Here is a 26,099-nt window from a genome sequence, read left to right as displayed (position 1 = left end):
CAACTCCCCTCATTCAATTACTAGTAAATTTGAGCTTATATGAAAATCAACTGTCGTATGTCGTTTTACATCTTCTACAGTGTACGGACTCATTAATTCTTGTAAGACAAGTCCTCTTGGAGTCACTTCCATGACAGCCATGTCTGTAATAATTAAATCTACACATTTTTTCGAAGTTAATGGCAATGTACATTCCGAAACAATTTTTGCATTTCCGTATTTATCAACATGATTCATCACAACAACAACCCGCTTCGCTTTTTGCGCTAAATCCATCGCTCCTCCAATACCCGGAACGCGTTTTCCTGGTACAATCCAGTTGGCTAAATCACCATTTTCACTTACTTGTAACGAACCAAGTATCGTAACATCAAGTAAACCTTTTCGAATCATGCCAAACGCCATGCAGCTATCGAAATAACTTGCTCCTGTAATAAGAGATGTTGGTAAACCTGCTGCGTTACATAAATTCTCATCTTCATTCCCTTTACTTGGCGTTGGTCCCATACCAACAATACCGTTTTCCGCGTGAAACATTACATTCATATCTTCTGGCAAATGATTCGGTACAAGCGATGGAATTCCAATACCTAAATTTACAAGCATACCATTTTGAATTTCTTTCGCTGCACGTCTTGCAATCTTATCTCTTACTTCTACGCCCATACCCATTTCCAATTCACTCCTTCCGATGGCACGATATAATTTACAAATACACCAGGGACGACAATTTCTTCTGGATCTAAACTTCCAAGTGGAACAATTTCTTCTGCTTCTACAATCGTTATGTCCCCAGCCATAGCTACGTGCGGATTCATATTACGAGCGCTTTTATCAAATACAAGATTGCCAAACGGATCCGCTTTTTTCGCATATACAATTGCGACTTCAGCCGTTAAAGCTGTTTCAACTAAATATGTCTTTCCATTCATTTCAACTGTACGTTTTCCTTCTTCTACAATCGTATCAACACCAACGTCAACTAAAATACCACCAAGTCCTACACCACCAGCGCGAATACGCTCTGCTAGTGTTCCTTGCGGAGAAAATTCAATTTGCAATCTTCCTTCATTTAATTGTCTTCCCGCATTTGGATTTGACCCAATATGAGAAGTAACTAAAGATTTAACCCTTTCATTCGTAACAAGACGACCGATTCCTACATCAGGAAATCCAGTATCATTTCCTATTAAATTTAAATTTGTAATGTCTTTATCTAAAATAGCTTGAATTAAAGATGGAGGGGACCCAATCCCCCCAAATCCCCCAAACATTAATGTCATATCATCATGGAACAAAGAAATTACTTCCTCTATTTCTTTTAATTTACCGAATGTATTTGTAATAGTTGTCATGCGATACTATGCCCTCCTTTTTGCATCATCTCTTCCACGCTCTTTACAAAAATTGAAAGTAATTCATCTAACTCGGAATATGTAGTTGTCATTGGCGGTGCCACAAGCAGTGCACTATCCTCTTTTCCTGCTTGCCCTGAAACAGCTTGGTATAAGAGCAGTCCATTTTTAGCCGCGACTGAAATAAGCTCCGACGCTTTTGTAAACGATTGCAATTCTATTCCAATTAGCAATCCTTTTCCACGCACATCAGCAATGATTGTAGATTGTTGCTGAACTTTCTGTAAACCTTTTATTAAATACTCACCCTTTTCTGCTGTTTTTTCAGGTAGATTATGTTTCTCCATATATGCAATAACAGCTAAAGCCGTTGCTGCAGACAATGGATTTGCACTTAACGTATGCCCACTCATAACAGAACGTGATCCACGTAAAATTGGCTCCATAACACGGTCACTTACAATCGTCGCTGCCATCGGTGTATACCCAGCTCCTAATCCCTTACCAAGCGTCATAATATCTGGTTCTACACCCCAATGCTCCATCGCAAACCATGCGCCAGTACGACCAAGCCCAGTCATTACTTCATCAGCAATAAATAAAATATCGTAATGACTACAAATATCTTTAATTACTTTATAATATTCTTTAGGCGGAACAACCGCGCCTCCAGCCGCTCCGATAATCGGCTCAGCGATAAAAGCTGCAATATGCTCTGCACCTATTCGTTCAATAGATCTTTCTAGTTCAGTCGCACAAGCAAGCTGACAAGTTGGATATACTTTTTGCATCGGACATCTAAAACAATATGGAGCTGGAATAGTCGGATAATCTTCCAAAATTGATACGAAACGTTGTCTACGTAGCGGATGCCCCGACATAGATAAAGCTCCCATCGTAATACCATGATAGCTCATCCATCGCGACAAAATTTTGTGTTTCCCTTGAATGCCACGCTCCTGAAAATGCTGAATTGCAATTTTCATAGCTGTTTCATTTGCTTCCGTACCACTATTTACAAAAAAGCTCCAGTTCAAATCTCCTACACTTAAATCACTTAACTTCTTCGCTAATTTTTCAGCCGGTTCACTTGTAAACTGTGATCTATAAACAAAAGCAATCTCCTCTGCCTGCTTTTTAATAACTTCCGCAATCTCTGTTACGCCATGTCCAATACCTGCCGTAATCGCTCCTGACGAACCATCAAAATATTTATTTCCGTTTTGATCATATAAATAAACACCTTTTCCATGTGAAATCATTGGATACGGCTGACCAACAAGTGGCTTAATTAAGTAATCGCGCATAGCGCTCCCCCATTTCTCCAATTTGTATATGTATATGAAGAAAATTGACGTTTCTTTCATAAAAAAGAATCCTCTGCGAAAGCAGTGAATTTATCAAAAAACTATTATAAAATATACAAATGAGTGCTAAACATTATTTTAAAAACAGAAAATTCAGAACTTAAAATGAAGACCAACCCTTACCTGTACGCTTAAATACCCCTTCCTGATTTAAGATAACAACAAATTGAATATTTTTTTTACATAATATCAGCTTCCCTCAATTGCTGACATTGTGTAAACTTCGACGGAACTCCCGTTATTCTCCTTCCTATTATCCTACTTTATATTGCATATTTTCAAACAAAATTCGACATTTTACTTCGCCACATTTATCGTAACTATTACTTAACAAATAGTACCACCTGTTTAGAACAATAAAAAAAGAACCGATTAACCACATTAATCAGTTCGGCACGACGCTCTTTTATCGGTATTACCTTTTCCAACGCATCACTAAAATTAATAGAAATACTCATAATGCAAATCCATAATTCGTCCCACAACCTATAGCACCAAATCCTCCATAACTTCATTCCCAATAACTATTGGGATATCCACATCCCAATGGTTCCACTCCTTCCATCAAAGTCAAACTACCTTTCCTTTATAATTTATGTAGGACAATTATCGATTTGTATGTGTGTTTGCCTATAAATAAAAAAATCCCCATTTTAACTTTTCCTTCTAGAAAGGCAAGTTTTTTGCATAACCTCTTTCTAGCTTCGCATATATTTATAATGATGATAAAGGAGGAATGTTCATGACTCAATCCGAAATTGAAAAATACGGACAAGAAGCTGCACGTTACGAACAACTCGCTCGTTACTATCAATATAGAAATCCTAAAAGATATGTAGAACTCTATATGAAATACCATGATGCAATTACAAAACTTGTACAAGCATATGAAAAGAGAGACTCACAAGAAGCGACTTTACCGTCACATATGAGAATTTTCCACACAGCTCCCCATACACCAGCAGTTGATATTATAATAAACGGACAAAAGGTTATTAAAAATATTTCTTTTAAACAATTCAGTCCTTATTTATCATTAGTGCAAGGTAAATACCGTATTGATATTGTCCCTGTCGGAAACGAAACTCCAATATTCTCAGCATTAGTACCAATAATGGGGAATCACACTTATACCCTTGCAGCGGTCAATAGCGATAACCATCTTCAATTACAACCTATTCTTGATAATACTCATTTACCATCTGGTCAAGCAAAAATACGGTTTGCACATTTTTCACCAGACACTCCAGTTATAAATGTAAATTTAAAAGATGGGGATCATTTATTTGAAAATGTACTCTTTAAACAAATAACAGATTTTTTACAAGTTAGCCCTGGTACAGCAGATATTGAAGTTTCACTTGCTGATACAAAAAAAGTACTATTAACCATTCCGAAATTCAACGTTGAACCAAATACAATTTACACGATTTCAATAGTAGGTTATTCAACTGAGGATCCAAAATTAGAGGCCGTTATACTTACAAATTAAAACAGTCTACACCATTCGTATGGTGTAGACTGTTTATTTTTGAAACGCAATTTGAAATTCTGTCCAGTCGTTATTCGAACGACACAATATGGATCCGTTATGTTTTTCTACAATTTGTTTACATACAAATAATCCAATACCAGTTCCTAGCTTTTTAGTAGTTACAAATGGCTCAAAAATGGTCTCTACATTGTCTGCTGGAATCATGGGTCCATTATTTTTTATAACAATGCGAACAGTCTGATCCTCTTCAAATACATCAATGATAATTTTCCGCTCTTCTTTTACCGATTCAAGAGCATCAATCGAATTCATTAAAATATTTAAAACTACTTGCCTCACTTCACTCCGGTAACCAACGAGTGGAATAGGATACGGCAAATTCTTTTCAATCAAAACATTTGCATTAACTAAACTTGGATACAAGAATTGTATAATATCTTGAAATAAGTCATTTAGCCAAAAACGTTCAGATTCATTCCACATTTCTTTTTTCGATACAAGTAAAAATTGCGAAATCCTAAAATTTAATTGCTCTAATTCATGTGAAATAATATCTAAATACGATAGATTAGGATGGTCTGTCTTCAATAACTTTACAAATCCCATAATCGAAGTTAGCGGATTACGAAATTCATGCACAAAACTAGCCGACATTTGCCCTAGAATCGTAAGCCTTTCTTTATGTGTTTCATTTATATATTGCTGTTTTTCTTCTAAATTCTTCGATATAATTTCTGAGTATTTTAAAACGGTATAATAAATTAATTTGTCAAAACAAGTATGTATTTTGGCCATAATCGGTTTCAGTTCACGAGCGCTTACATCCAATTCGCACATTGCTTCAAAAAGTTCATTTCTTCCCACATTTGCATTGTAGACAAAATCTCCAATATTCGCATCTGCCCCTGCACGCTCAATAGCAATTTTTTCACATAACGGTTGAAGATAAGAAATGTCTTTATCTTCCATAATGAGTTCGATAATTAACTCTAATAAATTTTCTCCATTTTGAGCAACTTCTTGCTTAAATGGGTCTTTTTCGGAAATTATCATTTTGTTTTTCCAGTTCTCTACGAATTGGTGCCTGTTGTTTTTCAAGTGCGAACAAAATACTTCTTTAATATCCTTATCGATTGGAAAAACCTCCATTCACTCCATTTCCATACGACGAATACCCTTTATATTTTGAATATTAACACAAAAAATGCATTTCGTTAATAGATTATTGTCACATTTTGTTAATTTCTGTTGATAAAATTTATTTTTTCTTTCTTATTTAATACTTTGTGTTCATATAGCCCTTTTTCCTTCTCACTTTTTCAATTTTTTTTCGCGTTCAAAACGACTTTTTTTGCATCCTTTTTAATTCTTGCGTACAATAGGAAGTGAAAGGTGTGAAAAATATGGTAAATAAAAATGTGGAAGACTATCTCCAAGAAGGCATTTATGGCCAAAAGCAAAACAAACCAGAAGAACGTAATATGTACTTAACTACATTACGTGAGCGCGTAGAAATCGCTTTAACAATCGGTCAAGTAATGCAAAGTAATGTGTATACAGAAGTAACAGGTAACATACGTTCTTCTCAATCATTACAACTATTCCTAAATGGAAGCATTGCTTACCCACATTTATCAAAATACATTAAATTAGCAACTGAAAAAAATGTTCCTTTTACAATTGTTCAAAATAAAGGTACTGAAACACCAATCGGTTTAGTACTCTCTCATAGCACTGCTGTAGATAAAGAACACATTTATGTCGAAGATGCTATTTTCAAACAAGAAATGAAGTAAAATAAAAGGTACACTTGATTAAAAAAGTGTACCTTTTATTTTTTAATACATATTAATTTCATTTCTGTCATTTCTTCTATTGCATATTTAATCCCTTCACGGCCTGTGCCACTCTCTTTCACACCACCATAAGGCATATGATCTACCCTGAACGTTGGAATATCATTAATCATGACACCACCGACTTCTAATTCATCAATTGCACGCATTGCTTTACATAGATTATTTGTAAATACACCTGCTTGTAATCCATAACGTGAATTATTTACTTGTTCTAAAGCCTCATCAAATTCTTTAAATGTATTTACAGTCATAAGTGGACCGAATACTTCTTGACACTGAACAGATACATACTCTGGAACATTTGTTAATACAGTCGGTTCAAAAATCCTTGCATCACGTTTGTTACCGCCGTATACAACATTTGCTCCTTCCTTAACTGCCTCTTCCACCCATGCATTTATACGTTCTACACCGTTTTTTGAAATAAGTGCCGATACATCTGTTTCTTCATGCAGCGGGTCTCCTACTACAACGTTTTCCATTGCTTTCGTTAATTTTGTAATAAACTCATCCATTTTGTGTTCATTCACAAAAACACGTTGTACTGAAATACAAACTTGTCCATTATTCACAAACGCGCCCCATTTTACACGTTCAATTATTTCGTCTGTCAATTCAACATCTTCATCAATAATTACAGCAGCGTTCGATCCTAATTCTAACGTCACTCGTTTCAATCCAGCTTTTTCCTTAATTCCAATACCTACTTTCGGACTTCCTGTAAAAGTAATACAAGCAACGTTCTCATCTTTTACTAATGCCTCACCTACAACAGATCCAGGTCCAGAAATTATATTGAAAGCTCCCTTTGGTAAACCAGCTTCTTCAAATAATTCTACCAATGCATACGACGAAAGTGGCGTTTGGTCGGCTGGCTTTAGCACAATAGTATTTCCAGCCGCAATTGCTGGGCCTACTTTATGTGCTACTAAATTAAGTGGAAAATTAAACGGTGTAATAGCACCAATAACCCCGATTGGTTGTCGAATTGTATACGCTATACGGCCCTCTGCTCCTGGCGCAGCATCTAATGGTAACGTCTCACCATATATTCGCTTCGCTTCTTCAGCTGCAAACTTATATGTTTGAACAGTGCGATCTACTTCTCCCCGTGCAGCACGAATTGGTTTTGCAGCTTCTTTTGCGATAATCTCTGCAAACTCTTCTCTTCTCTCGTCCATTTTTTGTGCAACCTTTTCTAAAATAGTTGCGCGATCATATGCAGATAATTTTTTCATTTCTTTCATTGCATTTTTAGCCGAAACTATTGCTTCCTTAACGTCATCTTCTGTACCTTGCGCAATCTCCGCTAATGTTTCTTCAGAATATGGTGCATACAATGGTTTATATGTCCCTACTGATTTCCATACTCCATTTATATATAAATGCTTTTTCATAGTGGTTCTCCTTCCGAATATATGTATACAATAATACATTACACTTATTTCACCTGGTGAAAGGTCTGACTTATGTAATTGTATCATAGCCCTACTACACCAAAAAACATTTTGCTCAAAAAAAACTCTGCTACAAAGCAGAGTTTACGAACTAATTTGTTCTTGGAGCGAAATCTTTTTTTCATCTCCTACAATAACAATCGATTCTGAAGGTTTCGTTACTTCTAACCTCTTAATATAGTGTCCATCTAATTCTTTCACACAAAACTTATAATTTTCAATTTCAATGGTATCGCCTTCGGAAATCTCAATATTTTTTGTTAGGATCCAACCGCCGATCGTATCGACATCATCGTCGTCAATAGTCAAACCTAATAATGCGTTCACTTCACTAACAAGTACTTTTCCCTCTAAAATTGTTTTCGTCTCACTAACTTGTTGGATTTCCGGTTGTTCATCAGTATCAAACTCATCTTGAATATCCCCTACAATTTCTTCTAAAATATCTTCAACAGTTACAAGACCTGATGTACCACCATATTCATCAATTAATATAGCGATATGTGTCCTTTCTCTTTGCATTTTTAAAAATAGATCATGAATTGGTATAGATTCAATAACTAAAATAATTGGCCTCATATATTGCTCCACTGTCTTTTCACTAACAACTCGATGCTTCACAAAATCTGTAAATATATCTTTAAAATTAACAAAGCCTATTACATGGTCCTTATCACCATCAACAACCGGATACCTCGTATATTTTTCATGAGACATTTTTTGTAAAGCCTCTTCAGCAGGCATTTCTTTATTTAAAATATTCATCTCTGTTCGTGGTACCATTATTTCTTTCGCAATACGATCATCAAATTCAAATATTTTATTCACATACTTATATTCAGATTGATTAATCTCACCCTTTTTATAACTTTCTGAAACTAACAACCGCAATTCTTCTTCTGAATGCACTTCATCATGCCCTTTTGGTGGTTTCAACCCAAAAAACTTTGTAATTAACCGAGCTGATCCATTTAAAATCCAAATGAATGGGAATGCAATACGATAAAACAACATGAGTGGCTTAGCAACAAAGAAACTCACTTGTTCTGCTTTTTGAATCGCGAATGTTTTTGGAGCTAACTCTCCTACTACCACATGGAAAAATGTGATAAACAAAAATACTAAAATTATAGCGAAAATGTCTGCGAGTTGAGTAGGGACGCTCCAATTTGCAAACAACACATCAAACATGTGCTTTAGCGCAGGTTTACCAGACCACCCAATCCCAAGAGCTGTAACAGTTATTCCTAATTGACAAGCTGATAAATATTCGTCTAAGTTTGTAATGATTGTTTTGACAGATATTGCACGATTATTTCCTTCTGCAATTAAATAGTCAACTCGTGAACTCCTCACTTTAACAATTGCAAATTCTGCTGCAACGAAAAATGCCGTTAAGGCAATTAAAACAATCACTATACTTATACTATATATGTCCAAATACTTTTCCTTACTTACAGTGTAAGCAAGGAAGCCACCTCCTACTTAAATTTATTCAAGTGAAGTAAGCATTCTTATACTCTAATAAAATTCTACATTAGTAACCACCTTTTTATATATTATATGCATACATAAAAAAGATATTTATAATTATGATAATCTAATTAACTTATTATCGTCAAACTATAATAAGCCCAATTTTCCGATAATTGAAAATGATTTATATAAATCGTATGTGCTAAACAGCTGAACTTCGTGAAAAAACACTTTCTTTGCCGATTCCACACTTCTTTTGTCACACCTGAAGGGAACTTGCTACATAACTAGAAATCATTCAACAGGATATATATAGGAGGGATTATTTTGGAATATAAAACACCATTTATCGCAAAGAAATTAGGTGTTAGCCCAAAGGCTGTTGTCCGGATTGCACAACAATTAAATCTTACCATAAAAAAAAATAAATATGGCCATTTTATTTTCACACAAGGTGATTTAGATCTAATGTTAGAATACCATCGTTCTCAAATGGACCAGCCTCAAAACTCTCAAACTACTCAAAAAACATCTTCAAATGATGTAGAAAAATTAAAAACTCAAGTAAACACAATTGTTCAAAACACATCATCGAATGATTTTAAACAATTAACAGCTCAATTAACCACAATTACGAGAAGACTAGATCGAATGGAAGAACAAATGCAAGATAAAGCAAATGATGTCGTTACATATCAACTCTTACAACATCGCCGCGAAATGGAGGAAATGTTAGAGCGAATTCAAAAACTAGAAGCTACCCTAAAAAAAGAAGAACCAATATACATTACTCCTGATGCAAAACCAACATATGAAAGAGAAAAGAAACCGAAGCGTCGTAAAATGATTTTTAGTATATTTGGACTATAACCTTGTAGACCCTTATTACAAAAATAAGGGTCTACTTTTTCGTATGAAGAAAGATGACCGTAATATGACACCCCTCTTCATACTATACATATTCATATTTTTTCATTTTGTTAACATAATATTTTTACTGTATTCTGCAATAAGTGCCTGCGCATGAGCATTCCCTTGAATAATATCACGGAATTCTTTCAAAGAATACAAATGTGTAGCCCCTTTTCGAGCATGAATCCGTACTGGTACACCTTGTAAAGTATCATGAAACTGGAATGGACTATCTATCGGCTCAATTGGAAAACCGAGTGTAAGTAAATACATATACATTCTTTTTGTAACTGCTGCAATATACCATTCAGCTTTCGTCTCTAACGCATGCATAAATAAAATAGCTGCCAGCCTTTTAAAATGTCCTCTCCCCCGAGACGTTTTCGCAATACTTAACTTCCCTATTTCATACACATTTTTCAAATCTTTCACTAAATCATTTTTAGAAAACGGATAGAAAAACTCAGAATTTGATTGTTCAGGTACTGTAAACTTAATACATTCTACTGTACCAATATGATGTTCATCTTCTATTAATAAAAATCGTGATGGATTTAAATTACGTTCTACAAACATTAAGTTTCTTTCTTCACAAAAATCTCCCCACAGTTGCTCGAACCAAAAATGTTCTTCCTTTGTTTGAACACGCTGGAACATATTTACCCGCCTTTCCCATCGCCGCTCCGTTTTTTGATAACGCTTTCACTTACTATCATATAAGAACAAATCTTCGTATGCAACTAAAAATATTTATGTCTTATTATATTCTGCAAAATGAATTAAATTCCTATTTATTAGTCATTAATACACATGCAAAACCCCTTAATTTCCCATACTGTTACAAACATAAAAAGATCCAATTACTCTAATAAAAAAATGATAATCACTATCAAGTTCGAACCGTATAATATGTCTTTCCGTACTGCATATAATTCTTCTTAACCTAAAGAAATCCTTCATTTAAAAGGATTTCTTTTACATTTTATTACTTTTTAACCATTTCTCAAAAATTTGAATCATCCCATGCTTCCCAGCCAACTTCTCTTCTCCTTGTTTCGTTTTATATGGATATAGTTGCAAAAACACTCCACACCCAGATTCAATTTTTTTACTATGCATATGGCTACCTGGATATACACAAATCACTTCATAAATCGCTCTTCGCTTAAAAATTCGTTTACCATTCTGTTCTTCTACATACTTAATAGACCAGTATTTATACATTTGCTCCGTTGCTTTCGTATTACCGACAGGCTGAAAAATATTGTACATAGGGCTGTATTTCACTTCGATAATAATAGAAGATTTATATACATACTTCTCTTCTTCCTTTACATAACAATCTAAACGAATATCCGGCTTCTTTGTGTCCTCTCCGTTATAAAAATTACTTCCTTTGCTTAGTGCAATAAGAGGGTGTGTTTCAATTAAATCATTAAACGCGACGTGCACTTTTATATCATCTCGATGTAAAATCACTGTCGTTCCATCTTGTAATCCGTCTAAATAAAAATGTTCTTGTATTTGTTCACGAATAGGATTCTTATCTTCAAATCCGATTTGTTCTAATATAGAAATAACGATAAAAAAAGCGTAATACTCATACACTAAAAACGTTGGTTTATATACGAATAATAAAGATGGGGGTTGCTCCGTATGTTGCGGTAACAATTCTAAATGGTGGATTAATTGTTGATGTGGTATAGATAAAGTGTTCGAATTAATGGTAGCTGTTTCAGAAACTTCCCTCCAAAATGGAGAATACAATAAATTTCGAAAGTATTGCACGCTTTCATATACGATATGAGCTAATATTTTATATTCTTGTATTTTCACAGAACTTTTCCGTAAATCTGCTTCTTTCAGTAAATGTAGATTTCTATATTTTTGTTTTTCCCTATCCGTCACGGATCCATTTCGTTCAATCGTTTTCATAATTGTTTTAACAGCTTGAAATTCATCTGACTTTTTCTTCTTTTCTCCTTCTAGTATTTCAATGGTTTTACGTACAAAACTTTCTGCTTCAAGTAAATAATAATAGAATTGCATCGTTTTAAATTTAAGAAATGCATTTTCAATACTATTTTTTTGCTCCTTAAATTTACGGTTGTAATATTTTGCATAATGCTTTCTTTCTGTCATAATGGCAGTTTTTCTCGTTGTCTTCCGTGCTTTCGTTTCCCATTCATATTCGTGTACAAATTCCGCATTCGATTCTACTTTCTTAAAAATTTGTTTTATTCTTTTCATTTTTTGTGGCAACTTTCTTAACAATACCAAATAAGAAGAATCTTCAATATCGCTAAGTGCTGAGAAAGTTTTCTTGTAATAACCTCTATCTAAAATTAACTCGTTTAAAATTGACTTCACATAATCTTGAATCATTTCAAATTGGTCATCAAAAAAGTTTTTAGGAACAACTTGAAACGCACCATAATAAGTTTTATCCTCTATACGCACTTCAAAATGATATAAGCCACAGCGCCACGGATAAAAAAATTCAGTTTTTCCATGTTCATAAACTAATACTCTTTGTTTTTTTTCATTTAATTCATATTGTGACTCTTTTATATTCTTTTGTCCCTCATATACTTTATTCCATATGAATGTAATATCCATTGGATTTTGATAATGGAAATGCAATTTCAGTGGTTTTAATTCCTGTACTTTATAAATACATTGAACTAATGCTGTAGTAGACGTACAAAGCCGGTTTAAAAGGATAAAATCGCCTTTCCCCTCAGTACCAATAATTAGCTTCAATACAAACGGGAGCGTTTCTTTCGTATCGACGATTGCTGTTTCATAACGCTCCTCATTTTGCATAGCCATACAGCTCCAGTTCTCTACGCTTTTGTCTTATATAAGCTAAAGAATGTTCAAATGTAGATACACGATTTGCAAGCTGAGACTGTAAAAGCGGTATCAATGTCGCTCCCCTTTTTGCTTCTTCAGAAAGTAGAGAGCCCACTGTCATTTCTGTCCCCCTTAATTTCGTTAATACACGCTGCTTTATTTGCAAATCAAAACCTTCTTCCCTGCTAATCATATAGGACTGATTATTTTGGAACGGTATATTTTGCAAATACGTTGCGATTGCGCTTGCACATCGGAAAGAAATTCCTTTTGATATATCGTGTGATGATAATACATCATGTAACTTATCCAATAACTCTAATTCCTCTTCAGTAAACACTTCGATCATCTCTTTATTCCTCAACCAATTGAGTCGAAATTCTCCCGTTGTTACTTTCAGCGGGGGTTGCTGAACAACTTTCTCTTGTTCTATACTCATCTCGCAAAACGGAATTTTTTGTAATGTAATCAAATTTGTTCGATCTAATAATCGATCGGAAAGTTCTTTCGTCGTTTCATCAAAATTTACAGTGCCTACGAAAATAACATTCTCACCAATTTCCACTGAAGGTGGAATTGGATTTTCTATTTCTTGTACTTTCTCATACAAATTTAAAATACGATTTTTCTTTTCAAGTTGAAGAACGGATAGAAACGGAGTAAACCAATGCTCAATATGTGACATGTTCATTTCATCGAACACAATTATATACAATTGATTTGGATTTTCTTTAGCCTTCAATAATGTCCGAACTAACTTCGTTTCACTTTCAATAAAATTACCATTCGGATGAAGGTAACCGAGAATATCATGTGGTTCTTGATACGATGGTGAAATCGGAATCCAAATCAACTCTTCACCATAACGTAATCCAAGTGATTCTGCATAAGCTTGCACAAAGCGTGATTTCCCAACACCTGGTATACCACCAACAATTGTTAACATATTGGTTTTAACGCTAATGTGAAAATTATATATATCTGTATCATCTAAATATAGCCCTTTATTACGAACCATACTTTGTACATACTGCAAAAAAGAGGATTCACGCTCATCCCATTCCCAGTCCTCCTTTTGTATTTTAATATCTTCTACTTCAACTAACTTACCTTCTTCAACAATTCGTTTATTTAGTTGGTCATACACATTTTCACTTACAAAATATAAATGATCGTCTACTGCTATTTCTACATGTTTCATCCAATCGTTTATTTCAATATATTTGCATTCTTTTCTTTGCTCAAAATATGAAATTGAACTTATTGATGATTTTAACGATAAATTTCCATATAGCCTTCCTTCATGCCACAATAATTCTGGAGGCTCAAAGTCTTTTGGTAATTTAGGCATAAGAAATGATAAGTAACCGTTGCTTAACTTCCGTTCCAAAGACGCTCTCTTTTTATAATTTGAGACCTTTGGTGAAGGAATCAAATTATATGAAGATGCTATTTCCCGAGGCTCTTCTGTACATATTAATTCCAGAAGTAAATTTCCACGATCATAATAAAGACGAAACATAACCAGTTGCTTTTCTAATTTACGCTTCTTTAAATCGGTAAAAATTTTTTCATTCTTTTTATTACTGCATAATCCTTCAAACAAATATTTTCCAGCCGGAAATAACTCTTGTAAAGTTAAAGGTATTGGAGAAAGACATTGTACAAAGAAATTTTCTCCATTCTTCTCTCCCTCAGCTTTTGCAAACCTCCCAATAAACCTCATATAATACATTCGCTTTATAAAACTTGGATGAAGAGCTTTATGTAATTTCAACGTCGTCACCTTCTTTTTTTCATACTATTCTTAGTGTATGAACTACAATCTAAAACTAGAAATAAAAAACCTGACGTCATCCGTCAGGTTCAAAATTAAAACGTATATTAATGAGAAGGAAATGCTTTTTTTTCTTGTAAAATGGCATTATGAGCGATTTTCATTTTAGCAAGTACATACCGCAATCGATCTTCGGCATTTTCATCTTTATTTTGTTGCAAACTCGCCAAATTCTCTACAGAACTCGCTAAATTTTCAATCACGCCTCGAAGTTCAGGATGATGATTAAAAAAAGATTCTTGTACTAATACTTTCCTTAAATCACTAGCTAAATCCATAATTCTAGACAACTGTTCTTTTTCTTCCATTTTCATCCCTCCTGAATATCTTATGTATTAAATATTCTCTAGACAAGGAAAAAAGCCCTTTAAATTAAAAGGACTTTTACATTTTTATATTTCCTGTCAGTAACATACAAAGTGATGTGATAGCTGCAATAACAATTGCCCACATCACATATCTCTCTACACCTACAAAACAACGATTCCCTTTTTCTTTTCTTGCAAACATGTACACGATAATCCCGATTCCATATACAATCGAAACAAGTAATAAATTCTTTAAACCAGCTGCATAAATTAACCATACAGAGTATAGGGAAGCAATTAATGCTAACAATCCATTTTTTACTCTCGCAACTTTCAGCTCTTTCGTGATGACTAATTTCAATTGAAATAGCGCTGATAATAAATACGGTAATAAAATTGATGTTGACGCAATAAAATACATAATTTGATATGTCGATTGTGAAAACAGAACGATTATAAATATAGTTTGGGCAACGATATTTGAAATCCATAATGCCATATGCGGCGTTTGCTTCTTATTTGTTTTCGTAAAGACTTTCGGAAATACTCCATCTTTTCCTGCTACGTGAGAAATTTCAGAAACAAGTAAAAACCAGCCAATTAATGTACCTACAAGTGACGCAACTAATCCAATATTAATTGCCATTGCACCCCATGGCCCAACAACATGTTCTAATACATGTCCCATTGAAGGAGTTTCTAAAACCGAAAGTTCATTTCTCGTCATAGCTCCCATTGACAGAACTGAAATTAAAATATAAATAGACATAACTAAAATTAACCCAAGTACTGTCGCTTTTCCAACGTCTCTGCTATTTTTAGCCCTACCTGATAATACAACTGCTCCTTCAACACCAATGAACACCCAAAGAGTTACAAGCATTGTATTTTTCACTTGACCTAATATAGCGGAAACTGAGATTGTTCCTTCGCCCCAAAAGTCATGTGTAAATGTATCCCAGCGAAACGCTGTTACCATCACGACAATAAATAATAAGATCGGAACTAATTTCCCAATTGTTGCGATAACATTCATAATGGAAGCTTCACGAATTCCAAATAAAATAAGAAAATGAAGTGTCCATAATAAAAGAGAGGCACCGACGATAGACGCAATATTATTTCCTCCTTTAAAAATTGGGAAGAAATAACCTAATGTGCTAAATAACAACATAATTGTTGCGACATTTCCTAAAATTCCTGCCAGCCAGTACCCCCACGCACTGTTAAAACCAATATATTCACCGAAACCGGCTCGTGCATAACTATAAATTCCGCCCTCAAGCTCCGGTTTTTGTCTTGCTAACGTTTGATATACGAGCGCCAGTGGAATCATTCCCATCGCTGTAATACACCAACCAATTATTGTTGCACCACTATTTGCTCCTACTGCTAAATCATGCGGTAAGCTAAAAACACCGCCACCAACCATCGTTCCAACTACTAATGCGATTAACGGAAAAAAACCTAACTTCTTTTCTATTTGTACCACCCCATCTGTCATTCTAGGTGTTATGTTCGTTCAACTATTAAAGTCACCTTTTCTCTAATAGATGTTTCTCTTATATTTTTTCAGGAAAACATTACTTATTCTAAAAGAAAATGAAGAAAAATGGAATACTTTTTTGAAAAATTGTATAAGTATGCATGAAAAAACCGTTCATTTTGTAATGAACGGTCATTTCAAACATATAAAATTGTATATTTCTTGTAAAATTAACGAAGTAACTTCTCTTTTTGTAAAAATTGTTTTGCTACTTCTTCACTACTTTTCCCATTCACATTTACTTCGTAATTCATTTTTCGCATTTCTTCATCTGTAATCTTTCCAGATAATTTATTCAATGTTTTTTCAAGCTCTGGATATTTCTGTAACGTCTCTTTTCTTAATAATGGCGCTCCTTGATAAGGAGGGAATAGTCCTTTATCATCTTTTAGCACTTTAAGTCCATATTGCTCAAGTTCACTATCTGTTGAATATGCATCGATTACGTTAACATCACCCGATTGAATTGCGCTATAGCGTAGTTTCGGTTCCATCGTTTTAACATTTAAAAACTTATAGTTATATAATTTTTGCATACCTTTATAACCATCTTCACGATCAGCAAATTCTAATGTAAATCCTACCTTAGCTTCCTGTGCAATATTTCCTAAATCAGAAATTGTATTTATATTATTTTGATCTGCTATTTTTTTCGGCATAGCTAGTGCGTATGTATTGTTATACTCCATTGGCTTTAACATAACCATATTATATTTCTTTTCCATTCCCATACGTGCTTGTTCATATACTTCATCACGATTTGTACTTTTCGGTCCTTCTTTCACGAAAGTAGATAAAGCTGTTCCTGAAAATTCTGGGTATATATCTACTTCACCTGATTTTAACGCTTCAAATACAAATGCTGTTTTCCCAAGGCCTGGCTTTAATTCTACTTGTAAATCTGTATCCTGTTCAATAAGTTGCTTGTACATTTGAATTAAAATTTCTGGTTCAGATCCAAGTTTGCCAGCAATAACTATGTCTTTCTTTTGTGTATTCCAAAGAAATGGCGAAGCGATCATTACGACAACTATACATATCGTTAATATAACGCGCTTATATGAGCGTTTGGGCCTCTCAAGCATGCGAAGTACTATATCAAAGAATAAAGCGAGTAACGCAGCTGGTACGGCCCCTAAAATGATAAGCGCATGATCATTCCGATCGATACCGAGTAGTATGAGCTTACCGAGTCCACCAGCGCCTATTAAAGCAGCTAGTGTAGCCGTTCCAACAATTAATACCATCGCTGTCCGAATACCAGCCATAATAATTGGTAATGCGAGAGGAAGCTCTACCTTCCATAATCTTCTCCAACTATTCATTCCCATAGCTCTCGCCGCTTCTATAAGTGATTCATCTAATTCCCGTATTCCTGTATACGTATTTCGCAAAATAGGTAATAGTGCATACACAACTAATGCGATAATGGCTGGAAGTTTTCCGATTCCTACTAATGGAATTAAAAGTCCAAGTAATGCAAGTGATGGCACAGTCTGCATAACAGCAGAAGTCCCTATTATAAATTCAGCCATCCGTTCTTTTCTCGTTAATAGAATGCCAAGAGGTACTGCAATAATTACTGCAAAAAATAATGAAATAAGCGATATTTGTAAATGCTCACTTAACGCACTTAGCAATTCTACTTTTCGTTCTTGGAACGTTTGAATAAAATCAGTCACTGTTTAGCCTCTCTCCTTCATTTGTTCAACAATGTAATTGACAATATGACGACTTGTTAACACTCCAACATATTGACCATTTTCTTCAACCGGTACTGACTCTTCATTTTGTAAGCGGACTAGTGCTTCTTGTAAAGTCGAATGTAAAGATAAAGTATTCCCTTCTACTCGTATACCATTGTCTAGCGGCAATACCTCTTCTATACTCTTCCCCTCATACCAAGGTCGTCCACGATTTCCAATGAACTCCTCTACAAACTCATTTTTCGGATTATGTATAATACCTTCTGGTGTATCTAATTGAACAACTTTCCCTTCTTTCATTACACAAATGCGATCACCAAGTGACAAAGCCTCTTGCATATCATGCGTTACAAATACTATCGTTTTTTGAATCTTTTTTTGCAATTGCACTATATCCTGTTGAAGTTGTTCCCTACTTAATGGATCTAACGCACTAAATGGTTCATCCATAAGAACGATTTTCGGATTTGCAGCTAATGCCCTAACGACACCTACACGTTGCTTCTGTCCTCCCGACAATTCATCTGGCATACGATCACGATATACATCTGGTTCTAATCCAACCATATGTAACAGTTCATCAACACGCGCTTTTATTTTCTCCTTACTCCACTTTCTCATTTCAGGGACAACTGCAATATTTTCAGCAATTGTCATATGCGGAAACAAAGCAATCTGCTGCAACACGTACCCTATATTCCAACGCAGTTCGTTTATGTTATATTCTTGAATATCTTTTCCATCGATTAAAATTGATCCTTCCGTCGTTTCAATTAAACGATTAATCATCTTCATTGTCGTTGTTTTCCCGCAACCACTCGGGCCAATGAGAACAAAAAATTCTCCTTTTTTAATCTCTAAATGCAATGAATCCACTGCTTTTGTGCCATCTTCATACGATTTTGACACATGATTAAACTGAATCACAAACACAACTCCTTTATTGTTGTTTCCTTTATTTTGATGGAATATGGAGTTCATTTCAAATGATACGCATTATTCTATAAAAAAAGAGCTCACATTTGAGCTCTAACGGTCGAACAATATTGTTTTCATAATTGCAGCATATTCACGCACATACGCTTTTTTCTTAAAACGACTCGGTGTTTCAGCAGCCAAAGCTTCCATCTTTATGCCTAAACGCTTTGCAATTATTTTCGTTCGATATAAATGATACGTATTACTTACAACTACCGCATGCTTTACATCATATAAATCCATACTAAACTTTAAATTTTCATACGTATTTGTAGATTGGTCTTCAATTAAAATACGATTCTCATCTATACCGTGTACCATTAAATAGTTTCTCATACTGTGAGCTTCCGGTATATCTTCATCTTCCCCTTGACCACCTGAAACGATTACTTTCACCTCAGGGTGAGAATATAAATATTCCAACGCCACATCCAAACGATTTTGAAGAGATAAAGACGGTCTATCTCCAAATAACTTTGCACCTAATATAAGAACGTATGGAGAGTGATTACTCAATTTTTCACGAGCAACTTTATTCATTCGAAACGTCATATAAATGATGTATATCGGCGGTAGTAATAAGATTATAAGCAAGATCCATTTGTTCATAAATAAGTTTGCACTCCCTTTCTTTTTATTATATAGAAAAAGAAAGGAAGGCAGAAGTACTTTTTATACGATTGATTTATTAGAAACATTCGTCCCTACTTTACGTTGTGATAGTACATAATGAATAGCGATTCCTAATGAAAAGATCAATATACAGCTTAATACGTAAAATGGGAGCATTACCCCAGCTTTAGATACACCGGCTGTAAACAGCATTAATAATACAATTCGTATTCCTGTACCAATTAAGCGAAATAAGCTATCTACACGGCCCATTACTTCATTTGGGATTTCTTCCATCATCAATACATTTCTCGCCACTCGTGTTCCAGCATTTCCACTCGCATGAAAAATCGCAAGTCCATATAATAACATAATGGAAGGCTCAATAATCATTGCGGTAATTGAAATTACATAAATAACCATCGTCATAACGATTGAAACTTCTATTTTGACATATTTCATCATGATTGGAATACTTATTCCCGCAATAACAGCCCCAACACCATACATCATACCTTCTATCGCGTATACAGAGGCACTAGCTTTGAGTATATCTGAAATATAAACTGGGATTAAATAATTTGCCATCATAACACCGATAAACGGCATATAAGTGGCAAGTAAAAACCAAAAGAACTTAGGACGCTTTTTCATAAAGTGAATTCCTTCGAACAATTGCTTCTTAAATGTTGCTTTCCGTTTTACTTCTTTTTTCTTTACATACGGTATACATAAGAAAAGAAAAAATGCTCCTGCAAAAGTTAACATATCTACTAACAAAATCCATTTCAAAGAAACGATCTCAATTAGAAAGCTAGCAGCCGCTCCTGAAATAACTTGCGTTAATTGTCCTTGTATTTCCATCGTGCCACTTAAACGTTTATAATGTTCAGATTGAAATATTTCTTGGTTGAATGCAAAAATTGTAGGATAGAATAATAGATAATAGAAAGAACCTGCTATATAAATACTAATGTAATGAATAGAATTGTATGATTGCCCAGCAAATCCCCAAATAGCCATCATTCCTATAATCGCTATCCCAATACCTTCGTTACATAACAACAAAGATTTTCTTGAAAAACGATCTATACTTTGCCCAATAAATGGCGTTAATAAAAACATTATGAGAGTCGCAACAATAGAAACATAACCAAACGTTGTCTCTCCTCCACTTTCCTTAATTAACAACCACGGAATCGTTATCATAACAATCCCGGAACCAATAGCGGATAAACTATTGGCTCCTAGAATGTAATACAAGCGAGAATCATGATAAAGAGAGGACATATCACTCAACTCCTAATTGTTTTTTCACCTCTTTATATACACTCATATATGCTTTTAATTCTTTAACTAAATCATGAATTAATGGTTTTGCATCTTCTCCAAGTTCACCATCTTGCACATGTAATCCATCAAGCACGACTTGTTTTGGAATTGCGTTTGCGTAAACGCCTCTAGCAACAATGCGCATACTATTTAATGCGTTAATTCCCCCTTTACCTCCTCCTGCAACCGCTAATAATGCGACAGGCTTATGGATGAATTCACTGCTACTTAAGTAATCTAACGAATTTTTCAGCGCTCCGCTCATCGCATTATGATATTCTGGTGTACATAGTACTACTCCATCCGCAGCTTTCACTAAAGCTTTTAATTTTTTTACTGCCTCTAATTCACGTTGTGATTCTTCTCCATTATATAAAGGCAATTCCGCTACTGCTAAATCGTATAACTCCCCTTCAAATTGCTCTGCAATATATTTTGCCACAACGCGAGTTCTTCCAAACTTTCTTGGTGTACCATTAATTACGACTAGTTTCATAATCATTTCTCCCCTTTGTTTTCAAATTCTACCTTTATATTATCAGAAATTTCTATACAAAATACAGTAAAAAGAGGTAAAAGCTTTCATAAAATAGTATGAGAAATAAAAAAGAACTCATACTTTCGTATGAGTTTCACAAAACTAATTTTTCACAACCTCATGTCCACCGAATTGATTACGAAGAGCTGAGACAACTTTCCCATGGAATGTATCATCTTCTTGAGAACGATAGCGCATAAATAATGACATTGCGATAACTGGTGCCGCTGCTTGTAGTTCAAGCGCAGTTTCAACAGTCCATTTTCCTTCCCCGGAAGAGTTCATTACACCTTTAATACCATCAAGTTTCGGATCATCTGCAAATGCCTTTTCAGTTAAGTCCATTAACCAACCACGGATAACTGATCCATTTGCCCATACTTTTGCAACATCTTCATAATTGAAATCAAAATCACTTTTATCTAACACTTCAAATCCTTCAGCGATTGCTTGCATCATTCCATATTCAATACCGTTATGAACCATTTTTAAGAAATGACCACTTCCAACGCGGCCTGCATAAGAATAACCGTTTTCTACTGCTAAGTCTTTAAATAAAGGTTCTAATTGATCATAGATTTCTTTTTTTCCACCAACCATTAAGCACGCACCGTATCTAGCTCCTTCTACACCGCCTGATGTACCGATATCTACGTAATGTAAGCCAAAGCTTTTCGCTTCTTCAGCACGGCGCAACGTATCCTTATAGAATGAATTTCCACCTTCAATAACGATATCGCCTTCCTCTAATAATGGATATACATCTTTTAGTACTGACTCAACAACTTCTCCTGCAGGTACCATTACCCAAATTGTACGAGGTGCTTCTAGTTCAGCAATCATTTCTTTTAATGTATGACGTGCAGTAATCCCTAATTTCCCTGCCTTTTCAACAAGCTCATTATTTACATCGTATACAACTACCTCATGCTTGTCTTCATGTAAGTGTTCAGCTAATGGGAATCCCATTTTTCCTAATCCAATTAAACCTAGTTTCATATTAATCAATCTCCCATTCTATACAAATATATTTAATAACGAAATTAATCCAAGTGCTACAACAGATAGTATCGTCTCCATTGCAGTCCATGTTAATAATGTTTCTTTCACAGTCATTCCGAAATACTCTTTAATCATCCAAAATCCAGAATCATTCACGTGTGATAAAATTAATGATCCTGCGCCTGTTGCAAGTGCCAATAGTTCAACATTTACCCCTGGTGTACTTGCTGCGATCGGTGCAACAATACCAGCTGCTGTCATCATAGAAACAGTAGCAGATCCAGTTGCGATTCGGATAAGTGCCGCAATTCCCCAGCCTAATAATATTGGTGAAATATGTGATTCTTTCGCCATTTCTGCAATTGTAGTACCAATTCCTGAGTCTAATAACACTTTATTAAATGCACCACCGGCACCAATAACTAACAATATGTTCGCAATAGGTCCTAAGCAATCATTTGTAAATTTTAATACTTTGTCTTTAGAAAATCCTTTTGCATAACCAAGACTAAAGAAAGAGTATATCGTTGCAATTAATAAAGCAACTACAGGATCTCCAATAAAGTGTAGCACTTGTGCAAGTTGACTCGTTTTATTTAACGCTACTTCTGCTATCGATGCACCAAGCATAAGAAATACTGGAAGCAAAATAGTAAACAATGTATTTCCAAAGCTAGGAAGTTCCTTCTTCTTATCTCTTTCAATAAATTGCTCCGCTATATCTAACGGTACTTCTTTATGTATACGAGCACCGATCCATTTCCCGTAAAGCGGCCCTGAAATTATTGCAGTTGGAAGTCCGACAATTAATGCATATAAAATTGTCTTCCCCACATCTGCTTTAAAAATACCTACCGCTGCCATCGCTGCTGGATGCGGTGGAACAAGTCCGTGTACAACTGAAAGACCTGCTACTAGCGGAATACCAATTGTAATAAGTGATACCCCTGTTTCTAACGCAATTGTAAATACTAACGGAATTAATAGTACAAATCCAACTTGGAAAAATACCGGAATACCTACTATAAATGCAACGAACATCATTGCCCAGTGAACACGCTTTTTCCCAAAACGTCCAATTAATGTGTTAGCAATTCGTTCAGCACCGCCAGATTCAGCCATCATTTTTCCAAGCATTGTTCCTAAAGCTAAAACAATCGCCAAAAACCCTAACGTATTACCAAGACCTAATTTAATAGAATCGATAATCCCCGGATGTTGTGGTGAAGTTGCAACCAAGGGCATCCCCATTGCCAGCCCAACTCCGATTGCTGTTAAAATTAACGCGACAAATGGATGCCATTTTACTACCGTAATTAGTAAAAGTAATATGACAACAGCCGCTAGTACGATCCCAACTACCATTTCTCCCAATCCCCCTATTGTTTACGTTGGAAAGCAGCTATACAATCAAATTCTTCTTTCAAACGATTGTAAAGTCGTTCATACATATAAAACATCTCTAAATATAAAGCCGTATTTTCTTTATTAGGTACATGGTGATGGACAATTTCGATCCAATCCTTCACCTCTTCAAGAGAATTAATTTTCCCTACTGCATATAAAGCAAGTGCCGCTGCCCCAAGCGCAGATGCTTCATGACTTTCAGGAACAAGCAATTCTTTCCCCATCATATCGGATAGCATTTGTCTCCAAAATGCAGACTTTGCAAAACCTCCTGAAACACGTATTTCAGTTAGAGGCCCCGTACAATCACGAATTGCGAGTGCAACTGAATACACACTCATACAAACTCCTTCCATGACAGCTCGTATAAAATGTTCTCGTTTATGCTGAAGGTTTATACCGAAGAATGTACCACGAGCATTTGCATTCCAGTAGGGTGCACGTTCTCCAGATAAAAACGGTAAAAATAGCAATCCATCTGCTCCAGCCGGTACACTTTCCGCATACTTAATTAATAAATCATAAGGATCAATCCCAAGCTTCCTTGCTACTTCTTGCTCTGGACTACCGAATTCATCGCGTAACCATCTAAGTAATATTCCACCGTTATTCGTTGGTCCACCGATAACCCAGTGCTGATCTGTTAGTGCGTAACAAAAAGTTCTTCCTTTTTCATCTGTATTAACACTTGATGAAATTGTTCGAACTGCACCACTTGTTCCAATCGTAATTGCAGCTGAGCCAGGCGATATTGCACCCACACCTACATTTGCAAGAACACCATCACTCGCACCAATAACAACTGGAGTATCTTCACGAATCCCCATCTTTTGTGCTAATTCCGGCTTCATTCCCGATAAAATATATGTAGTTGGTACAGGTGTTGATAATTGTTCTGGTAACATATTTAACATAGTTAAAACATCTTCATCCCAGTTTAATGTTTCTAAATTAAATAACCCTGTAGCAGATGCGATAGAATAATCAACTACATAGCGTGAGAATAATTGATAAATGACATACTCTTTAATGGAAATAAATTTATGAGCAGTTCTGAATAAATCCGTTTCTTCTTCTTTCATCCACAGTAATTTAGAAAGTGGTGACATCGGATGAATTGGTGTACCAGTTCTTCTATAAATGTCATGACCATTCATTTGTTGTAATAGTTTTTCAGATTGCTTTGTACTTCGATTATCTGCCCAAATGATAGAGCGCGTTAAAGGTGCACCGTTTTCATCTACTGCAATTAAGGCGTGCATTGCTGTACTAATCCCAATAGATGAAATATTTTCTGGTAACACATTCCCCTTCTCGATGGCAACGCTTACAGTTTTGTATACAGCAGCACATATTACATCAGGATCTTGCTCCGCCCATCCGACTTTCGGCTGAATGATTGGATAATCAATTGCATGTGAAGCAACGACTTTTCCTTTTTCAGTGAATACAACCGTCTTCGTACTTGTGGTACCGATATCAATCCCGATTACTCTCCCCCTTGTTTCCATGCGAATCTTCCCTTCGTTTCTAGCAAAATACGATCTAGTAAACCGTTTACATGAATTAGTATATAAAATATTTTTTCATAAATCAAGTTTTAGAAAGAAAATTTTTTTAAAAAAAAAAAAAAAAAAAAAAAAACCCCTTCATTCCATTTCATTTACATACTAAAATTAGCTTTTCAGTGCGGTAAAGTTGCATTATATTCGTTTCGCAACACACTCTTTTCCTCTCATTAACAACACATACATAGTCCTTCCATACTTTCTACTCATTTGCATGAAAAAGGAGTTGAAAAGCAATATTCATTATTAGGGGTCACATCACATGCCCATCAAGCTAAGGTTGGGCATGTATAGTGACGAAGGTCCTTGCGTGAACCTACTTACACATGTCTTTACGAACGCAAAAGAACAGACTATTGAATGATATTATCCCCTTTAAGTAGACAGTGTAAAAAGACCATGTACATACATGGATGTTACACTATTACTTGGAGGGGATTTTTCATGACTAAAAAAGGTTCAATATTTATTACATATTCAGAAGAATT

General features: G+C 35.1%; 22 protein-coding genes. 3 read left to right on the top strand and 19 right to left on the bottom strand.

What is annotated here, in order from left to right:
* Positions 1 to 9: 9 nt before the first annotated feature.
* From BWGOE10_RS10955 to BWGOE10_RS10945, 3 genes are read right to left on the bottom strand one after another with little or no spacing between them, the layout of a single operon-like run.
* Entirely contained in the window at positions 10 to 672 is a 663-nt protein-coding gene (locus tag BWGOE10_RS10955; protein ID WP_070142469.1) for a CoA transferase subunit B, read from the bottom strand.
* Positions 657 to 1,355, bottom strand: a complete 699-nt coding sequence (atoD, locus tag BWGOE10_RS10950) for an acetate CoA-transferase subunit alpha (RefSeq protein WP_070142467.1) — start codon at positions 1,353 to 1,355, stop codon at positions 657 to 659. Before atoD ends, BWGOE10_RS10955 begins: the two co-directional genes overlap by 16 nt.
* Entirely contained in the window at positions 1,352 to 2,662 is a 1,311-nt protein-coding gene (locus BWGOE10_RS10945) for an aspartate aminotransferase family protein (protein ID WP_070142465.1), read from the bottom strand. The genes atoD and BWGOE10_RS10945 overlap by 4 nt, the downstream gene beginning before the upstream one ends.
* Positions 2,663 to 3,464: 802 nt before the next feature.
* Between BWGOE10_RS10945 and BWGOE10_RS10940 the strand changes: the two genes are divergently transcribed.
* Positions 3,465 to 4,214 carry a DUF4397 domain-containing protein gene (locus BWGOE10_RS10940; RefSeq protein WP_070142463.1) on the top strand — a complete coding sequence of 250 codons (750 nt, stop codon included), beginning with the start codon at positions 3,465 to 3,467 and terminating at the stop codon, positions 4,212 to 4,214.
* Between the two features lie 33 nt (positions 4,215 to 4,247).
* On the opposite strand, the gene BWGOE10_RS10935 is transcribed toward BWGOE10_RS10940, so the two are convergent.
* Positions 4,248 to 5,366 carry a BA2291 family sporulation histidine kinase gene (locus BWGOE10_RS10935; protein WP_070142461.1) on the bottom strand — a complete coding sequence of 373 codons (1,119 nt, stop codon included), beginning with the start codon at positions 5,364 to 5,366 and terminating at the stop codon, positions 4,248 to 4,250.
* A gap of 254 nt (positions 5,367 to 5,620) precedes the next feature.
* Here BWGOE10_RS10935 and BWGOE10_RS10930 point away from each other — a divergent pair, with 254 nt between their 5' ends.
* Positions 5,621 to 6,013: a YueI family protein gene (locus BWGOE10_RS10930; RefSeq protein WP_070142877.1), complete on the top strand. Its 393-nt coding sequence runs from the start codon at positions 5,621 to 5,623 to the stop codon at positions 6,011 to 6,013.
* Between the two features lie 35 nt (positions 6,014 to 6,048).
* Here BWGOE10_RS10930 and BWGOE10_RS10925 read toward each other — a convergent pair whose 3' ends face one another.
* Entirely contained in the window at positions 6,049 to 7,473 is a 1,425-nt protein-coding gene (locus tag BWGOE10_RS10925; RefSeq protein WP_070142459.1) for an aldehyde dehydrogenase family protein, read from the bottom strand.
* 144 nt (positions 7,474 to 7,617) lie between these two features.
* A complete protein-coding gene (locus BWGOE10_RS10920; protein WP_070142458.1) occupies positions 7,618 to 8,973 on the bottom strand; it encodes a hemolysin family protein in 1,356 nt (451 codons plus the stop codon).
* 363 nt (positions 8,974 to 9,336) lie between these two features.
* Between BWGOE10_RS10920 and racA the strand changes: the two genes are divergently transcribed.
* Entirely contained in the window at positions 9,337 to 9,879 is a 543-nt protein-coding gene (racA, locus tag BWGOE10_RS10915) for a chromosome-anchoring protein RacA (RefSeq protein ID WP_070142456.1), read from the top strand.
* A gap of 102 nt (positions 9,880 to 9,981) precedes the next feature.
* Here racA and BWGOE10_RS10910 read toward each other — a convergent pair whose 3' ends face one another.
* The 13 genes from BWGOE10_RS10910 to gntK all read right to left on the bottom strand — a co-directional run bounded on the left by BWGOE10_RS10910 (position 9,982) and on the right by gntK (position 25,554).
* The gene (locus tag BWGOE10_RS10910; RefSeq protein WP_002085820.1) at positions 9,982 to 10,578 is read right to left on the bottom strand and encodes a hypothetical protein; all 597 of its coding nucleotides are present in this window, start codon (positions 10,576 to 10,578) and stop codon (positions 9,982 to 9,984) included.
* 318 nt (positions 10,579 to 10,896) lie between these two features.
* Positions 10,897 to 12,747, bottom strand: a complete 1,851-nt coding sequence (locus tag BWGOE10_RS10905; RefSeq protein WP_070142454.1) for a hypothetical protein — start codon at positions 12,745 to 12,747, stop codon at positions 10,897 to 10,899.
* Positions 12,737 to 14,554 carry an AAA family ATPase gene (locus tag BWGOE10_RS10900; protein ID WP_070142452.1) on the bottom strand — a complete coding sequence of 606 codons (1,818 nt, stop codon included), beginning with the start codon at positions 14,552 to 14,554 and terminating at the stop codon, positions 12,737 to 12,739. Before BWGOE10_RS10900 ends, BWGOE10_RS10905 begins: the two co-directional genes overlap by 11 nt.
* A gap of 107 nt (positions 14,555 to 14,661) precedes the next feature.
* Positions 14,662 to 14,922, bottom strand: a complete 261-nt coding sequence (locus BWGOE10_RS10895; RefSeq protein WP_002085825.1) for a hypothetical protein — start codon at positions 14,920 to 14,922, stop codon at positions 14,662 to 14,664.
* Between the two features lie 76 nt (positions 14,923 to 14,998).
* Complete coding sequence (locus tag BWGOE10_RS10890; RefSeq protein WP_070142450.1) at positions 14,999 to 16,426, bottom strand: basic amino acid/polyamine antiporter; 1,428 nt, start codon at positions 16,424 to 16,426, stop codon at positions 14,999 to 15,001.
* Between the two features lie 212 nt (positions 16,427 to 16,638).
* The gene (locus BWGOE10_RS10885; RefSeq protein WP_070142449.1) at positions 16,639 to 18,150 is read right to left on the bottom strand and encodes an ABC transporter permease/substrate-binding protein; all 1,512 of its coding nucleotides are present in this window, start codon (positions 18,148 to 18,150) and stop codon (positions 16,639 to 16,641) included.
* 3 nt (positions 18,151 to 18,153) lie between these two features.
* Positions 18,154 to 19,101, bottom strand: a complete 948-nt coding sequence (locus tag BWGOE10_RS10880; protein ID WP_070142447.1) for an ABC transporter ATP-binding protein — start codon at positions 19,099 to 19,101, stop codon at positions 18,154 to 18,156.
* A 102-nt stretch (positions 19,102 to 19,203) separates the two neighbouring features.
* On the bottom strand, positions 19,204 to 19,761 hold the full coding sequence (locus BWGOE10_RS10875; protein WP_070142445.1) for a YdcF family protein: 558 nt from the start codon (positions 19,759 to 19,761) through the stop codon (positions 19,204 to 19,206).
* A 63-nt stretch (positions 19,762 to 19,824) separates the two neighbouring features.
* Positions 19,825 to 21,054 carry an MFS transporter gene (locus BWGOE10_RS10870; protein WP_070142443.1) on the bottom strand — a complete coding sequence of 410 codons (1,230 nt, stop codon included), beginning with the start codon at positions 21,052 to 21,054 and terminating at the stop codon, positions 19,825 to 19,827.
* 1 nt (position 21,055) lies between these two features.
* Positions 21,056 to 21,592, bottom strand: a complete 537-nt coding sequence (locus BWGOE10_RS10865) for an NADPH-dependent FMN reductase (RefSeq protein ID WP_000780366.1) — start codon at positions 21,590 to 21,592, stop codon at positions 21,056 to 21,058.
* Between the two features lie 144 nt (positions 21,593 to 21,736).
* Positions 21,737 to 22,633: a phosphogluconate dehydrogenase (NAD(+)-dependent, decarboxylating) gene (gene gnd / locus BWGOE10_RS10860; RefSeq protein WP_070142441.1), complete on the bottom strand. Its 897-nt coding sequence runs from the start codon at positions 22,631 to 22,633 to the stop codon at positions 21,737 to 21,739.
* 18 nt (positions 22,634 to 22,651) lie between these two features.
* Positions 22,652 to 24,001 carry a GntP family permease gene (locus tag BWGOE10_RS10855; protein ID WP_070142440.1) on the bottom strand — a complete coding sequence of 450 codons (1,350 nt, stop codon included), beginning with the start codon at positions 23,999 to 24,001 and terminating at the stop codon, positions 22,652 to 22,654.
* Positions 24,002 to 24,015: 14 nt separating this feature from the next.
* Entirely contained in the window at positions 24,016 to 25,554 is a 1,539-nt protein-coding gene (gene gntK / locus BWGOE10_RS10850) for a gluconokinase (protein ID WP_070142438.1), read from the bottom strand.
* Between the last annotated feature and the right edge of the window lie 545 nt (positions 25,555 to 26,099).

Origin of the sequence: Bacillus mycoides (assembly GCF_001757995.1) — a bacterium.
GTDB classification, from domain to species: domain Bacteria; phylum Bacillota; class Bacilli; order Bacillales; family Bacillaceae_G; genus Bacillus_A; species Bacillus_A mycoides_B.
This window is presented reverse-complemented; position numbering and strand designations above follow the sequence as displayed.

Excerpts from the sequence above, each read along its gene's own strand:
- BWGOE10_RS10955 (WP_070142469.1), bottom strand. The coding sequence starts at position 672 with ATGGGTATGGGCGTAGAAGTAAGAGATAAGATTGCAAGACGTGCAGCG.
- atoD (WP_070142467.1), bottom strand. The coding sequence starts at position 1,355 with ATGACAACTATTACAAATACATTCGGTAAATTAAAAGAAATAGAGGAA.
- BWGOE10_RS10945 (WP_070142465.1), bottom strand. The coding sequence starts at position 2,662 with ATGCGCGATTACTTAATTAAGCCACTTGTTGGTCAGCCGTATCCAATG.
- BWGOE10_RS10940 (WP_070142463.1), top strand. The coding sequence starts at position 3,465 with ATGACTCAATCCGAAATTGAAAAATACGGACAAGAAGCTGCACGTTAC.
- BWGOE10_RS10935 (WP_070142461.1), bottom strand. The coding sequence starts at position 5,366 with ATGGAGGTTTTTCCAATCGATAAGGATATTAAAGAAGTATTTTGTTCG.
- BWGOE10_RS10930 (WP_070142877.1), top strand. The coding sequence starts at position 5,621 with ATGGTAAATAAAAATGTGGAAGACTATCTCCAAGAAGGCATTTATGGC.
- BWGOE10_RS10925 (WP_070142459.1), bottom strand. The coding sequence starts at position 7,473 with ATGAAAAAGCATTTATATATAAATGGAGTATGGAAATCAGTAGGGACA.
- BWGOE10_RS10910 (WP_002085820.1), bottom strand. The coding sequence starts at position 10,578 with ATGTTCCAGCGTGTTCAAACAAAGGAAGAACATTTTTGGTTCGAGCAA.
- BWGOE10_RS10905 (WP_070142454.1), bottom strand. The coding sequence starts at position 12,747 with ATGCAAAATGAGGAGCGTTATGAAACAGCAATCGTCGATACGAAAGAA.
- BWGOE10_RS10895 (WP_002085825.1), bottom strand. The coding sequence starts at position 14,922 with ATGGAAGAAAAAGAACAGTTGTCTAGAATTATGGATTTAGCTAGTGAT.
- BWGOE10_RS10890 (WP_070142450.1), bottom strand. The coding sequence starts at position 16,426 with ATGACAGATGGGGTGGTACAAATAGAAAAGAAGTTAGGTTTTTTTCCG.
- BWGOE10_RS10875 (WP_070142445.1), bottom strand. The coding sequence starts at position 19,761 with ATGAACAAATGGATCTTGCTTATAATCTTATTACTACCGCCGATATAC.
- BWGOE10_RS10870 (WP_070142443.1), bottom strand. The coding sequence starts at position 21,054 with ATGTCCTCTCTTTATCATGATTCTCGCTTGTATTACATTCTAGGAGCC.
- BWGOE10_RS10865 (WP_000780366.1), bottom strand. The coding sequence starts at position 21,592 with ATGAAACTAGTCGTAATTAATGGTACACCAAGAAAGTTTGGAAGAACT.
- gnd (WP_070142441.1), bottom strand. The coding sequence starts at position 22,633 with ATGAAACTAGGTTTAATTGGATTAGGAAAAATGGGATTCCCATTAGCT.
- BWGOE10_RS10855 (WP_070142440.1), bottom strand. The coding sequence starts at position 24,001 with ATGGTAGTTGGGATCGTACTAGCGGCTGTTGTCATATTACTTTTACTA.
- gntK (WP_070142438.1), bottom strand. The coding sequence starts at position 25,554 with ATGGAAACAAGGGGGAGAGTAATCGGGATTGATATCGGTACCACAAGT.